15 protein-coding genes are annotated in these 14,359 nt (G+C 47.1%); 2 read left to right on the plus strand and 13 right to left on the minus strand.

The genetic code is table 11. The features are described 5' to 3' along the window. Window positions 1-72: 72 nt before the first annotated feature. The 3 genes from CHH60_RS14200 to CHH60_RS14210 all read right to left on the minus strand — a co-directional run bounded on the left by CHH60_RS14200 (window position 73) and on the right by CHH60_RS14210 (window position 2,408). Window positions 73-1,320 carry a winged helix-turn-helix domain-containing protein gene (locus CHH60_RS14200; protein ID WP_095359733.1) on the minus strand — a complete coding sequence of 416 codons (1,248 nt, stop codon included), beginning with the start codon at window positions 1,318-1,320 and terminating at the stop codon, window positions 73-75. Window positions 1,321-1,445: 125 nt separating this feature from the next. Beyond that, window positions 1,446-1,676 carry a hypothetical protein gene (locus tag CHH60_RS14205; protein ID WP_095359734.1) on the minus strand — a complete coding sequence of 77 codons (231 nt, stop codon included), beginning with the start codon at window positions 1,674-1,676 and terminating at the stop codon, window positions 1,446-1,448. 135 nt (window positions 1,677-1,811) lie between these two features. After that, a complete protein-coding gene (locus CHH60_RS14210; RefSeq protein ID WP_095359735.1) occupies window positions 1,812-2,408 on the minus strand; it encodes a restriction endonuclease in 597 nt (198 codons plus the stop codon). Between the two features lie 257 nt (window positions 2,409-2,665). On the opposite strand from CHH60_RS14210, the gene CHH60_RS14215 reads away from it, so the two are divergent. Further along, window positions 2,666-3,937 carry a hypothetical protein gene (locus tag CHH60_RS14215; protein WP_095359736.1) on the plus strand — a complete coding sequence of 424 codons (1,272 nt, stop codon included), beginning with the start codon at window positions 2,666-2,668 and terminating at the stop codon, window positions 3,935-3,937. Window positions 3,938-4,017: 80 nt separating this feature from the next. Here CHH60_RS14215 and msrA read toward each other — a convergent pair whose 3' ends face one another. From msrA to CHH60_RS14245, 6 genes are all read right to left on the minus strand, one after another. Beyond that, window positions 4,018-4,533, minus strand: coding sequence for a peptide-methionine (S)-S-oxide reductase MsrA (gene msrA / locus CHH60_RS14220; RefSeq protein WP_095359737.1), 516 nt, complete (start codon window positions 4,531-4,533; stop codon window positions 4,018-4,020). A gap of 204 nt (window positions 4,534-4,737) precedes the next feature. Further along, complete coding sequence (locus CHH60_RS14225) at window positions 4,738-4,995, minus strand: GlsB/YeaQ/YmgE family stress response membrane protein (protein WP_095359738.1); 258 nt, start codon at window positions 4,993-4,995, stop codon at window positions 4,738-4,740. A gap of 284 nt (window positions 4,996-5,279) precedes the next feature. Continuing rightward, the gene (locus tag CHH60_RS14230; RefSeq protein ID WP_095359739.1) at window positions 5,280-6,584 is read right to left on the minus strand and encodes an AAA family ATPase; all 1,305 of its coding nucleotides are present in this window, start codon (window positions 6,582-6,584) and stop codon (window positions 5,280-5,282) included. After that, window positions 6,584-8,047 (minus strand): RtcB family protein, encoded by a 1,464-nt coding sequence (locus CHH60_RS14235; protein WP_255247942.1) that lies wholly within the window; start codon window positions 8,045-8,047, stop codon window positions 6,584-6,586. The genes CHH60_RS14230 and CHH60_RS14235 overlap by 1 nt, the downstream gene beginning before the upstream one ends. A gap of 544 nt (window positions 8,048-8,591) precedes the next feature. Next, complete coding sequence (locus tag CHH60_RS14240; protein WP_095359740.1) at window positions 8,592-9,410, minus strand: TerC family protein; 819 nt, start codon at window positions 9,408-9,410, stop codon at window positions 8,592-8,594. 293 nt (window positions 9,411-9,703) lie between these two features. Further along, window positions 9,704-10,018: a DUF3817 domain-containing protein gene (locus CHH60_RS14245; protein WP_170948165.1), complete on the minus strand. Its 315-nt coding sequence runs from the start codon at window positions 10,016-10,018 to the stop codon at window positions 9,704-9,706. 161 nt (window positions 10,019-10,179) lie between these two features. Here CHH60_RS14245 and CHH60_RS14250 point away from each other — a divergent pair, with 161 nt between their 5' ends. Further along, on the plus strand, window positions 10,180-11,274 hold the full coding sequence (locus CHH60_RS14250) for a glycosyltransferase family 4 protein (RefSeq protein WP_095359742.1): 1,095 nt from the start codon (window positions 10,180-10,182) through the stop codon (window positions 11,272-11,274). Window positions 11,275-11,330: 56 nt separating this feature from the next. Here the strand turns inward: CHH60_RS14250 and CHH60_RS14255 are convergent, their stop codons facing one another. The 4 genes from CHH60_RS14255 to CHH60_RS14270 form a co-directional block, all read right to left on the minus strand. Next, window positions 11,331-11,693, minus strand: a complete 363-nt coding sequence (locus CHH60_RS14255) for an HIRAN domain-containing protein (RefSeq protein WP_095359743.1) — start codon at window positions 11,691-11,693, stop codon at window positions 11,331-11,333. Between the two features lie 57 nt (window positions 11,694-11,750). After that, on the minus strand, window positions 11,751-12,716 hold the full coding sequence (locus tag CHH60_RS14260; protein ID WP_095359744.1) for a helix-turn-helix transcriptional regulator: 966 nt from the start codon (window positions 12,714-12,716) through the stop codon (window positions 11,751-11,753). Window positions 12,717-12,989: 273 nt separating this feature from the next. Then, window positions 12,990-13,508 (minus strand): hypothetical protein, encoded by a 519-nt coding sequence (locus CHH60_RS14265; protein WP_095359745.1) that lies wholly within the window; start codon window positions 13,506-13,508, stop codon window positions 12,990-12,992. A 175-nt stretch (window positions 13,509-13,683) separates the two neighbouring features. Then, entirely contained in the window at window positions 13,684-14,319 is a 636-nt protein-coding gene (locus tag CHH60_RS14270; protein WP_095359746.1) for a 50S ribosomal protein L25, read from the minus strand. Window positions 14,320-14,359: the final 40 nt, after the last annotated feature.

The raw sequence follows: 14,359 nt of genomic DNA on the forward strand, positions 1-14,359 counted from the left end.
TATGTTCAGAATTATAGAGTGAATGATTTATCTTTTTCCAAAAGCCTCATATCCCCTTCATGCATCAGAGGATCAGAGGGACTTCAATCCTTTTTTTAGAGCTGCCGGTACCGTCTTTTCCACCTTGATCGACTGCGCTCCATGCATCGTTGCGAAGAAGGTGAGTCCATCCCGAAAATCGGACATCCATTCTTCCACGGGGGGAGCACTCTCCTCCATGGATAACAAACGGACCGTGAGTGTTCCCGTTTTACGATCCAGTCTGGGATCCATCCGTCCGATCAGCCGATCCCCGTGAAGAATGGGCATGGCGTAATAGCCATACGTCCGTTTCGCTTCTGGCGTATAGATCTCCCACTTATAATGAAAATCAAACAAATCCACAATCCGTTCCCTTCTCCAAAGCAGGTTATCCAATGGGGGTAAGAAACGGACCGGACCTGATGCCTCATAATGTGTCTCGTCCTGCTGCATTCTCAGCAGCAGTTCTTCATCCTCTGTCCGGATGTAGTAGGGTGTCACGACCCCCTCAATCTCCAGCGGGATCATTCGTCCATCGGCCACACGTGCAGCGATTTGCGCACGCCGCTCAGCTGCGGACCATTTAAGCCATCCGAGTCTGGCATCACGGGTATCCACTACCCGATAAGCATGGATGTATTTATCCAAAAGTGCTTGCTGTTGTATATGCGCCTCCTGTTCGGCACTAAGGCCAGGCCTCTGTTGATACAGATCCGGTTCAGTGATCTGGAAGTATCGTTCATTGCCCTGCCTTGCAACGACCCGGATGGTGGCAGTATCCAGCAGCAGGTTCAGTGCAAGACTTGTATCCTTGGTCTTCGGTGCATCCGGACGATCCCAATAACCACTGACTCGTTCAACCGCACGAAATGCTTTGGAGGGTAGCGGTCCTTCCTCTGCAAGACGCTGCAGGACATGCTGTACGGTTATCTCCAGACCCTGCAGGGATGGATTAAGCCGTTCCCTTAATCTTGCACGCACAGGTTCGAAGTACGCGTAGTCCTCCATCGGGATGACACATGCGGCATTGGCAAAATACTCGAATACCTTGTGCTCACGAAGCAATGTATGTAAATATGCAGGATCGTACCCCGGATCACGTGCACCCAGTACTAAATGCTGATTGCCGGTCACTGCTGCGACAGGATCGATCTGCACACAGCCTAACGTACGAATCAGACGCATAACCTGATCCGGCCCGGACGATCCCGATTCTGCTGGCCAGTGTTCCAGCAGCAATTGTGTATACAGCAAAAAGCGCCGAACAGCTGCCTTTGTCGTGCGCAGGGTTGTAGTCATGATGGATCATTCGTCCTTTCTCACAGGATTCATGGTTCGCATTTACGATTTTACAGTTTGTCCTATTTTTCCATTTTATCAGTCTTCAAAGAAGCAATCCAACCAAAGCATTAAGAAAACATTCATTAAGCGCCCTTGCCGCACGTCCGGTGGACAAAATAAAAAGAAGCACCACCATCCTGGATGATCCGCTTCTTGTGTTTGACCTTTTGCAGTTTTTCTTGTTTGGTTGGCATGAGTCGAACATGTTGGGATAATGCACCATAATTTTCGTTTACTCTTCGGCTCTGTTCGGGACAATATTGTCCTGAGCGCTCTGCTCTGCGTAATGCTTTTTGTGTTTGGGTACGTGCCATAACGGATATACACTCTCCTTTGGTTGAATACACTCAATATATCATGTGCAGGCAAGCAAGTGAAGGTGAACCCTGCCTAATTTCTTCGTAAAAAGGCCCAATCGGGCCTGAGTAATGCATTTCTAATTGAGAACTCTAGCGTGTAGTTCGTTTTCGTCTCGATTGCCACGTTTCTACCGGTTCCTGATCATCTTCTTCAATGAGCTCCATGGCTTCTTCCACTCTTCTCGACTTGAACAGGACAATCAGATCCATCAGATCTTCCCGGTCCAGCAGCTTTACACCGTTGACCGCAGCCAGGGTCCGGCAGGCTTCCGTGTACCTCGCTGAAGTCAGGACGATTGAGCGGTCTGCTTCATAATAACGCATCGAGGTGTAAATCTCCTGCACGGCACTCAAACCAACCGGATGATTTGCTCCATATCGTTTGGCCTGAATCACATTCCGTCTGCCCAGCCGGTCCGTAAACACAAGATCCGCTCCGAAGTCACGGCTGCTGGTCGTCTTGTGAACTTCTTCGTATCCGAGCTGTTGAAACAAATGAAAGAGATACAGCTCAAACTCCGAACCATCTTCCATTTTATCGATGTCCTTGATTGAGATCTTTCGAGGGTTGGCTTCACTGCGTATACGCTGTCCCCGCCGGATGATTCGCCGAATTACCCAGGCCAGCAGCAGCAATACAACGATCGATCCAATGACCCAAGGGGTTAAGTTGTCATTCCAATTCATGTCTGTTCTCCTTGTACATTCCTCTGTCTGATCGTGCCTAGGTTAGAATCAACCATGATTACCGCACTTAATATAACAAACTTCTACCCGGTTCGGAAGAAGATGAATTCCCTGTAACCGTTACACTTCATCAAACATAGATAATAGGATACATCACGGATAAAAGGTTACAGTCTCTCAGGTTGAATTCAAACTGGCTTAAATGGTAGAATTCAACAATCGGTTCTATTTTGAACTGAAGAAAGGTGGTTTATAACTTGCTTACATTAAACAAACGCAATACCAAAACATGGGCAGCCCTGCTACTCAGCGGCGTGCTCCTCTTCAGTATGAATTCAACGGGCTATGCCGCAGTACAGAGCGAGCCGCTTACCAAACCTGCTTGGACTTCGCCTTCACTGATGCAAGCCCAAGTCAACACGGAGAAAGACGTCCTGGTCAAGGAGATCCACGCTGTCCCTGCCAAAAACCTGGTATACGTACATTCCTCCCAGCCTGTGACCAAGACAAGCAGTGCCACAACGCTGGCCTGGCAGCTGGATACACTTCAGGCCCTGGATGCAACAACCGGTAAAGTGAAATGGAATTATATTTTTCATGAGAAAAGCGGGCCGTATACGACCTACTCCGATTCAATATACACCAGCTACGGCACAGCCTATGTATATATGGAATATTCGGATGGAACCAAGAAAGTATACTCATTCAACACATCCGGCAAAACGAATTGGGTCAGAACGGTAAATGCTCCTTCCGATCTGTATCTTCTCGATGACGAAACCTTGCTAGTCGCTTCCAGTCAAGGCGCACAGTCCAATGGTTCAGTTCGAACGGCAATCTCGCTCTTTGACAAGAAGGGCAAGCTGATTACCGAAAAGACAATTAATGGTGCTGTGTTCCAGGCAGGCAGTGACCGCATTGTGGTAGATGCCAGCAAACGAATCAAAGTCGGCAGTTACTGGCAGCCTGCAGCGAATCCCAAAGTGGAGATCTATGATCGTTCGCTCACCCGCCTGTCCTTCTATCAATTCCCGAGCAATGCAAACACGCAGGGAGACGGCGGTGGCGAGTCACTTGCCATACTGAACGATGGCTCCGTCATCATGCGTGCCAACTTCGAGAACACGGGCAACAAACTCATGGGCTTCGGAGCAGATGGCAAGCTTGCTTGGGGACGCAGCATTCCAGGTAATGCCTTCATTCAGACAGCAGGCGACGGATATACCCTGTTTACAGGTTCCAAGCTGGAACTGTACAACATGAAAGGCAAAGTAACCGAGCGTACGTTCAAAGATCAACAGCCTGTGCTGATGCAAGTGAAGCGGACACAGGATGGACAGTATCAACTTGATTTTGCCAAAACCGGTTATATTGTGGATCCCAAAACCCTGGAAGACGTGCATGTGTACACAACCAGCGCTTCGGTTCCTTCTATTATAAGCCCTTCAACGTATGTCAATGATGTCCTCTATACCATTCAGAATGATACACTATCCAAACATGTGCTTAAGTCCATGTCCACAAAATAATTCATCAGCCTAGATTAAAAAAAGCCGGGTCGACTCCAAAAGGAGCCTGCCCGGCTTTTGCAATATGATCTTACATTCTCTTAATTCCAGTTTGCTTCAATAAATTCATCCCGTCCGGACTGGGCACGGTCTTCCTTGTAATGCTTCTCATTTTTCTTATGGTAATCCTGATGATAATCCTCGGCCGGGTAAAATACAACCGCATCCCGGATTTCTGTCACAATGGGCTGGTCAAATCGTCCACTTGCGGCCAGTTCCTGCTTGGACTGCTCAGCCAGTTCACGCTGTCGCTCATTGTGTACAAAGATCGCTGTACGATACTGGGTTCCGCGATCCTGGAACTGACCTCCGTCGTCGGTTGGGTCAATCTGCGGCCAGTAAAGCTCCAGCAGCCGCTCATAGGGAAACAGCTCCGGATCGAATGTGATTTCAACCACCTCAACGTGTCCGGTTCCCCCTGTTTTGACCTGCTCATATGTGGGATGTTCAACGTGACCGCCTGTATACCCGGATACAATTCCGTGAATGCCTGGCTGTTCTTCAAATGGTGTAACCATACACCAGAAACATCCCCCGGCAAATGTCGCTTTTTCCAAGGTCTCTCTCTCCCTCGTGCACTCATCTATTATTAGGAAACCTTGCTTGTCACCCAAACCAAGGTTTCGTTATGAACCGCTGCCTATATATCTTAAAACAAAAAGAGGTTGATGGAAAGCCATTCATATGGCTTCTCATCAACCTCTTCATTATAAACGGGAAACACTATTTATTTCCCATGGATTCGTAGTGCAATAACATCGTTACCCGCGACTACGACCCATTGAACGGAAGATCAAGCTTACGATTGCTACAAGTACGATGGCACCAATTAATGCCGGTACGATGTAGAATCCGCCCATTTCAGGACCCATCTCTCCGAAGACCACGCCGCCTAACCATCCACCGATGAAACCAGCGATAATGTTACCGATAACACCACCTGGGATGTCACGACCAACGATCAGACCTGCCAACCATCCAATAATACCACCGATAATTAATGACCATAACCAACCCATACTACTCACCTCAATTAAAAGTTTTTGTTGTTGTCTGTCTACTATTAACCGCTACAGAAGCATTTAAACAACTGAATTAAAAATTGTTGTATATTACCTTTTATTCATATGCTTCATATCCGCACGACAAGCCTGTCTCAGCAAGGAAACAACTCATTTTTGCTTTCCGTTCGACCTTTAATAGCTTCAACGGCTTAAGTGTACCTCCCGAAGGTCATTGTATGTAGGAGCAGACAACCGTAGTATATCCAATTGAGATGTATAATATTTGGTGGTGTATGATATTAATAAAAACCGGCACGTCCCTTTCCTGGCTGAGTCAGCCAGTTATGCTTATGGCTCTTGTCCAGCTCTCCCCGCATGGACTGAATAACTTGTACAAAGTCTGTCTGGCCATTCTGATGCCATTCGAGTGCAGCACTGACATATAACTCACCGAGCTGTGCAAGGGAGAATGTATCGGTGAGCCGAGCAGCTTCCTGCGTTCCTTCTTCGCCGGCAAAGACCTGAAATCCCCGCTGCTGCAAGTATTGCAGTCGCAATGCTTCATCTGGCAGCGGAATTTCATAAGCCCGATCAAACCGTCCGGCACGGTTCATGAGACCTGGATCTATTTTCTCCGGATAATTCGTTGTACCGATCAGAAAAATACCTTCTTTGGATGTTGCTCCATCCAGTGTATTGAGAAAGAAGGAGCGCACTTCGTCCGGCATCGAATCAATATCTTCAATGATCAACACCATAGGAGCCAGGCGTTTGGCTGCCTCGAATACTTCCCGAACGGACTCACTGTTGGTATACTCGGTAATTTGCCAGTATGCAGCTGGACCCGGAATGCTGCCCGCAATGGATTTGACCAAGGTTGTTTTCCCGTTGCCAGGGTGACCATACAGCAGAATCCCCCGTTTATAGGGTATATCATATTCCCGGTAGAAGGAGCGATCCGCTTCGAAGAACTGATCCAGCGAGCGGAAAATATCCTGCTTAATTTGGGGCGAAAGGACCACATCGTCTCTTCCCACCGAGCGGGTGATGGATTCGACATGGCGTTCACTTCCATTGCGGGCATCGGTATACACCGTAACCTTTTTCATATTTTGCTGACGTTCCCGTTCACGTACACTGCCCAGAAACTGCTTGAGCTCTTCCTCACCTACCGCGAATACAAAGTCCTCATTGTAGATACCATTATCCCGGAAAAAGGGAATACGGACGAGTGCAACCCCCCATTTGGGATACGCAAACACGTTGTTCCGAATGGAATAATGCACTCCGTATGTAGGCACATCACCATCATCTTCATAATGCAGGGTACGGAGCTCCAGATCCTCGAAAATACGGGCAACCAGCTCCACTTCGTTATTGTCGCTCAGCAAATCCTCCTTCAGCAGCTCCCAGTATTCGTTGTTCGGATCATCACTGGCAAACAGTTCATAACGAACCCCGTACTTGCTGCTTAATGCTTCAATAATGCCCCGGATCAGGCGTGCATATGTCGCATAGCCCTGGATTCGGATCTGGTCGTCCTGTGTTTGGTCATAAGCATAGATAGCTCGGGTTTGAGTTACTTTTTCATTTGGTATGATCATTATTTCGCTCCTTTCACAGCTGCAAGCGGTTTGCATTTGGCTACAACCTGAGCCAGGCCTGCACCGGTAACACTATCAATAATTTCATCGACATTTTTATATGCCTGTGGCGATTCATCTATAATCGATTCGAGTGATCGCTGATTCACCACAATTTCATCTTCTGTACCTACGCCAAGTGCGGATGCAAAATCTTCTACCGTAACCAGACGCTTGGTTGCAGTACGTGAACGAATGCGCCCTGCCCCGTGGCAGATCGAATAATAGTTATTTTCGCCCTGCGGCTGACCTACCATGATATACGAGGCTGTCCCCATCGATCCTGGAATAAGCGCAGGATGACCTGTAGCCATATAAGGTTTCGGATTATCCGGGTGCCCGGCAGGCAGCGCACGCGTTGCCCCTTTGCGATGGACGAATACGCTGCCTTCTTTTGCATGAGATTCCTCCCAGGCATAGTTGTGCATCAGATCATACAATGTGCGGAATTCACATTTGGGTCCGAACACTTCCCGGAATGCCTCCCGAATAGCAAAAGCGATCAGATGCCGGTTAACCACAGCATAATTCAAAGCGGAATACATCATGTTGACGTAATGACGGCCTTCAGCGTGTTCCAACGGAGCAAAAACCAGTCTCGGGTCCGATGTACCAAGCCCGTTTCGCTGCATCACTTTGGCAATGGCAGACGAGCTGGTCTGGCTCACATGTCCGCCCCAGGCACGGGAACCTGAATGAATCATGACGACTATTTGACCATCAACCAATCCCCAGGCTTCCGCAATCTCACGATTTTCCTCTGCAATTTCAATAGACTGGATTTCGGCAAAATGATTGCCCCCGCCCAAGGTGCCCAGCTGACGGTGTGCACGGTGCCATGTCATATCCGGAACAAGATTCAGTACTTCCTCATCGTAGGCAAATTTGCTGCTTTCCACATGGGTGATGGATGTCGACTTTTTCGGCGTGTAACTGTCCGGAATATATTTTTTGGGTAAGCCGTGCAAGCCTTTGCGAACAATGTGTTCGAGCCTTATATCCGAGAAATGCCCCCGCTGACTAGCCTCCATTGGCAGGACTTTTTCAATGGCCTTGACCAATTTGCGGCGCAATTTTACATCTTTCAGATCGTCCCTGTGCAGATTGGTCATATGCACCCGCATCCCGCAGCCGATATCACTGCCAACAATGGATGGAGACACGTAACCCGTCTTTGCGTCCCATACGGCCGTAGTGCCGATGCAGGTTCCTACACCTACATGAACATCCGGGGTATAACTCATATAGGAAATTCCAGGAATTTGCAAATTGTTGTTAGCCATTTCAAACACTTTGTAGTCCAGAGAGGAAAACAATTGTTGTGCGGCATATACCGTCAAGTCTCCTGCTGGCAATTTCACTTCATGCCGATATCCCCCAGGGAATTCGTTTTGACTCGTAAATAAATTGGGTTCTGTATTCATAAATGTGATTTTTCCTTCCTGTTCTTCATCTTTAGTTGTTTTCAAAATAAGCAATGTTTGTATCGCATCGTTCATGTCCGCTTCATTCGATACAACAAAAAAGAAGCCATGGACGCATCCGCCCATGACTTCTTCATAACAATAACAGAGAACAGAACGGCATGAAGATGCCTACCTATGTTCTCCATCGCTATATAAGCCGAGATTGACATATCTATGCCTGCATAATGAACAGTGAAAAGATATGCCGATTCTCCTATGTCGCCCGTAAGAGGCCAAAGAGACGATGAGCTGGATATGCAGTTGTATCTATACGACTTGGTGTCTGTGTCAATCGAACATCATAACCAACCATCATGTCTTTCGGCCTCCCTTCGTAAATGATAAGTCTTATATTAATAGGACTCGTTTCGATATGTCAACCCTTTTCTTGGAAAATAAACCGTTTGGCATGAATACGCATATACTAAAAAATCAGGGGTCTGTATCCATACAGCCCCTGATTTTTACGACAACATATGTTGTTTGTGTTAAGCTTACACGCTTAGTTTCCTGCTTGTTTTTCCAACTCTTCAATCGGATTTTCATCTTCTTTGGCTGGTACTTTGGACGACAGGAACCAACCGCATACCGCAATAGTAATCAATACGATATAGAATCCGAATTTCCAAATTTTATTTTCCGGGAAATGTTCATCCAGAACACCAAGTGAAGGATGCGCTAGCGTAATGACTGCCAGCTTAACCCCTACCCAACCTACGATAACGAAGGCAGCCACTTCAAGTCCCGGACGGGAATGAAGCAATTTAACGAAGAAGGAAGCTGCAAAACGCATAATGACGAGACCAATAAATCCGCCCAGGAAGATGACGATAAACTGTCCACCGTCCAACCCGCCAATTGGAGGTAATCCACTTGGTGGCAACGCCACAGCCAGTGCTACGGCTGCGAGAATGGAGTCGACCGCAAAAGCGATATCCGCTACTTCGACCTTGAAAACCGTCATCCAGAAACCGGATTGTTTCTTAACTTTCTTCGGTGCATCATCGGCCGCTTCGTCTGTCTTGTTGCGGCTGCCCATAACTTTCTTGGCAATGTGGTTAATCGAGATGTAGAGAAGATACAGCGCTCCGATCGCCTGAACCTGCCACACATCGACGAGGAACGAGATCAGGAACAAGGAACCTAACCTGAAGATGAAGGCTCCGAGCAAACCGTAGAATAGCGCCTTTTTGCGCTTCTCATCCGGTAAATGCTTAACCATAATCGCAAGCACCAAAGCATTATCTGCTGCCAGCAATCCTTCCAGGACTACTAGGACGATTAGTACCCATCCATACTCCAATAATAATGACAAATCCAAATTTGACTCCTCCTTAGTATCCTTATGATGTACAAAAAAAGGACCTTTACCATCGCTGGTAAAGATCCTTTTTATCCATAAAAAGAGACCTTTACCCAGCATGAAAACTTGGTAAAGGTCTCGCTAACAACAAATTGCTGCCAATAAAGCCGGGGATGTGATCCCGAATTGACGACTTTACTGTGAAAGCTACTCCCCTTTAACATCAGGAATATGCAGTTTTAGTTGGTGCATTTCTTACAGTTCAAATAACCTGTTCTCATCATATTCACAACACTACATAAAGTCAAGCTTTATTTAACAGTACCTTGACCCTGATCCATTTTGCGAAAAACGAAAAAATCATAAACGAAATTGCCCAGAGGGATAAACGATATGAAAAATAAAGCGATCGGACGGCGTAAACGCCACTTTTGCGTCGTATACAGACTAACCATAAACAACATATACATCAGAAACAGAAAACCGTACAGATTGCCAAACCATGTGACCGATTGAGGTAAAATCCCTGCATTTTTCAAGGGGAATGCAACAAACAGCAATAATACATATGAAAGCCCCTGCAGCCACAGCAGTAATCGGAAGCGGCCCAGTGTTGAATGTAACATCATGTTCCTCCTGTTTCTATCCACGTAACGAGTAATTTGCAACCTGTTCATTATATCACAAATACCTATTTCTTCGGTACTGCCGAGGCGCCAAACGCTTCATAAAAGCATAAGATGTGACGAAGATTCGATACGCGTATGGGACAAGGAGGAGCCGCCCAATGAAAATAGCGATGGTCGCACCGGAGAAACTACCTGTGCCTGGAAACGGTTCAGTTGAAATAAGCATTCTGGGTATCGCTCGCGAACTTGCACTGCGTCATGAAGTAACAATTATTAGCCGCGAAATGCCTGGTCTTCCAGCCAAAGAGCAGCTTGAGGGCATTACGATCCGCCGTGTTCCATCCAGCAGTCCTGATCGATATATTCAGGCGGTTATTCAGCTCTTAAAGGAAAATTCGTTTGATCTGATCCAGGTGGATAACAGGCCACGCTGCTTAGCACGTATCAAACGAAGCCTGCCTGACACCCCTGCAGTTCTGTTCCTTCACTCCCTGACCTTCGCTCAGCCTGGACCAGCAAGATTAGCGTTGTTACGACAAGCTGACTGCATCGCTGTCAACAGTTTGTCGCTCAGAGACAGATTAGGGCGCAGGTTCCCTTCGGTGAAACATCTGATGAATGTTATCCCTCTGGGTGCCGATCTGACCCGCTTCGTTCCAGCGCTAAGTGATGGAACAAACTCCAGGCCGTCAGAGCGTTCACAACCCTTTTCCGTGCTGTATGTCGGCAGACTGATTCCAGGCAAAGGTGTGGACATTCTGATTCGCGCAGTAGCACTTGTGCAGCAGAAGGCTGATGTACAGCTGATTATTGCAGGCAAGGGGCCGCAGGTCTATGTGCGCAAGCTGCGTCTGCTAGCTCGAAAACTCGGGATACGATCATCTTTTCTCGGACAGATTGCCCATGAACAAATACACCACTTGTACCGGGCCGCTGATTGCCTGGTCTGTCCGTCTCAAATGCACGAAGCCTTCGGGTTAGTTAACGTTGAAGCGATGGCTTCCGGTCTGCCTGTGATCGCTTCAGACAATGGTGGCATTCGAGAAATTATTGAGTCCGGCAGCAGCGGTTATCTGGTTTCTCCATATGACAAACCTCAACCATTTGCTGCTTGCCTTCAGAAGCTTGCCCGGGATCCGAAGCTAGCCGCATCTCTTGGCAAGGCTGGGCGAGCAATTGCCGTGAACCAGTTTGGCTGGTCTCGAACGGCCATGCATCTCGAAGCAGCTTATACAAGACTTATCCGCCAATGAGCATAAATTGGATAGAAGTCATAACAAAGCTGCCCCAATTGCTGCGAGGGACTGGTTTATGCTTTTTCCCGTGACTGCCAGCTTGTGATCCATGACTCCATTTGGGAGATGGGGACATGTACCATTTCAATGAGCTCAACAATAATCATATCTTTCATGGCAAACCGGACCTTCGCACAGGTCTGCTGGTGAAAAACATCATAAAATCCAGAGCCTGCCCAGCACCCGTGAGGAACAATGACTGGGTCGTTCACGATATATCCCACAGTACCTATTGGTGGAATAACAACCTTGATCGCCTGATGATCTGTACGATTATTGGGATCTTTAACCAAAAATACGGTATCATCTATATTTAATGCCTGAATACCATGATAATGCTCCATTCGATCCATGGCCGCAAATAAGTTGCTGCTCATAACATGTTCTTCTCCTTTTCCTTCATTCCAAGTTTCAAGTTAAAATAACAAATCAAATTATTCATCTCCCTCATAGTGCTTCAACCATTGAGTCAGTTGTTTGCGAATCTCTGTTCGAAATTCTCGGGGCTCAAGAACCTCCGCTTGAGGGCCAAATTGATATAACCACATCAGGAACTCACGACTGCTGTTTAGTGTGACTTCGAATAACAATCCGCCATCGGGCAGATCCGTCATACGTGGACGAACAAACATTTCTTCTTCTTTTATGTAGGGTGCCATTCTTTCTGTAAATCTCACCTTGAAATGAATATGTTCGTCCCCTCGATCAACAGACCACGTATTTTTCATATACTGCGCTATGTTGAAATCCGCTTTGTCGAAGTGGGTACCTGACTGATTCACGTCCAGAAATCGGCTAATGCGAAACAATCGCACCTTTTGCACCAGATGGCAATACCCGACGAGATAAAAGCGCTGATCGCGTGGAATAAGATAATAGGGATCAATGTCACGAACCGTAATATCATTGTTGGTCAGTGTACGATACCGGGTACGTATGGTTTCCTGATTAAGAATAGCTTCAATAATCGGGATAAGCAGATTGGGGTCTTTTCCTTCCTCCCGGTATGCAGGCGTTCCCATGCGTATGATACCTGCAATGTTTTCCACGATATCACTGTTTCTTGATTTTAACTTGGTATGGACCGACATCACTTTGTCAAAAGCCGCATCGAATTCAGCCGGCAATTGGGAAGTATCCAGGACAGACGGAAGCATGGAGAAGACCATGGCCTCCTGCTCCGTGAAATCGAGTGGATACAAGGCGAAATTCCCAATAAACCGATAACCCTTGCCGTAGCCTTCATTCATGATAGGGGCAACCCTGTCCAAAATCCGGAGATCGCGATAGATCGTGCGTACAGTTGTATCACATTTCGCAGCCAACTCCTTGGCTGAGATTCCGGGATACGCTTGTATAGCCTGAAGTATACGCAGCAGACGAATTAATTTCTCTGTCATGTAGTTTCTCCCCTTCGATATTTTTATCGGCAAGGAAAACTAGTTCCTTTAGTACATCTATAAATCTTTAGTCCCATTCATTATTTCGCAAATTCACCAATTATGTATAGTTCAATTGCACTTTTTCTCCTTTATTAATATACAATTTCTGACTAGCTTGCGTAAAATATTAGATACAAGCCCTTATACCTAAGTCTCTAAGCCTATTCAACAATTCTAATAAAATGACAAAAAAGCCCCGTCTCGTGGGAAGAGACAGGGCTTTACGGATGATTAATTATGCAGCTGGACTAATTTTTTCAGCACGTTCACCAAATGTTCACATAATTCCGGAATATCTCCCATTTGGTCTTCATTCACATTTCGATCAAAATACACATGACTTGAAACGTTATACCTGATGGGTTCCTCTCCGTACACAAAATGAATGTCCTGTACCAAGCGCTGACCTGGCCAGCTCACTTGTATGATGGAGCGAATTGCGGGACATAGCCTATCTGGCTCAGGAGTCTCCTGGCTAAACCGAAGTTCTAGCCGACATCCCGGCTGGCTGCCGGGTGACTCCAATATTTCGGCAGCTAGCGCTTCTAGAGAGCTTCGGAGTATAATCTCCCCTTTGACCTCAGAATGCTCCCTTAGAACGAACTGCAGCACGAACTCTCTGGACATACTCGCCATCTCCAGGCTGTCTTTCCGGTTGGATATGTGAATGATCTCATCGAGATTGTCGAGATCATATAGATAGTTCTCGAAACCGACCTTGAGATTGTCGTACACGGTTGGATCAAACATGAACTTGCCTACTTTCCTAAGAACTTATATTGACCTGTTTGCCAATATGACCTTGATCCGCTTCGGATCAGTGTATCACTTGTATCTATTATAACCATCTCTACGATTGCAAAAAAGCCCGGTCATGATGACCGGGCTTCGTCTGGGGTAGGGGAGCCAAACTCCCACACCCCTATTATTCTTCTGCTGCCTTCTCTTCCTCTGCAGCCACAGGTTCTGCCTCATCAGCAGAAGCTGTTGGCTCTTCCTCAGCCGCTTGTGGTGGCATAACGGATGCGATAATGGAATCGGGTGACGTAATAAGTGTCAAGCCCTTATCCAGTTTGATATCTTCTGCTGTCAGGCGATCACCAATGTCCAGCCCGCTGACATCCACCTCAATGGAAGACGGCAGGTCGGCTGGAAGTCCTTCAACTTCCAATTCGGTTTCCTGCGTCTGGAACACGCCGCCGGCTTTGGAGCCCGCAGCCGTACCTTGGAAATCGATCGGCACACTTACGCTGATCGGTTTATTTTTGGATATTTGCAAGAAGTCCACGTGCAGCAGACGTCCATTGCGCTCCTGCTGATCCTTAATCAGCACAGGAACGGTTTTGCCGCCCTCCAGATTGAGGTTGAACATCTCGGAACGACCTGTACGCGCGACCTTGAGCATCTCTTTTTCATCCACATGTATGGAGGCCCCTTCAAACTCAGGACCATAAACGACAGCCGGAACACGTCCGCCTTGTCTTAACAGGCGCAATGCCGCACCTTTCTTTTCAGTTCGTGGAGTTGCAGTAAGTTGAGCCATTTTTCCGTTGGATTTCATGATTGAACATCCTCCTTCAAGGGATCCCTACTTTGTTTGG

Origin of the sequence: Paenibacillus sp. 7523-1 (genome assembly GCF_002276415.1) — a bacterium.
Lineage (GTDB): Bacteria > Bacillota > Bacilli > Paenibacillales > Paenibacillaceae > Paenibacillus > Paenibacillus illinoisensis_A.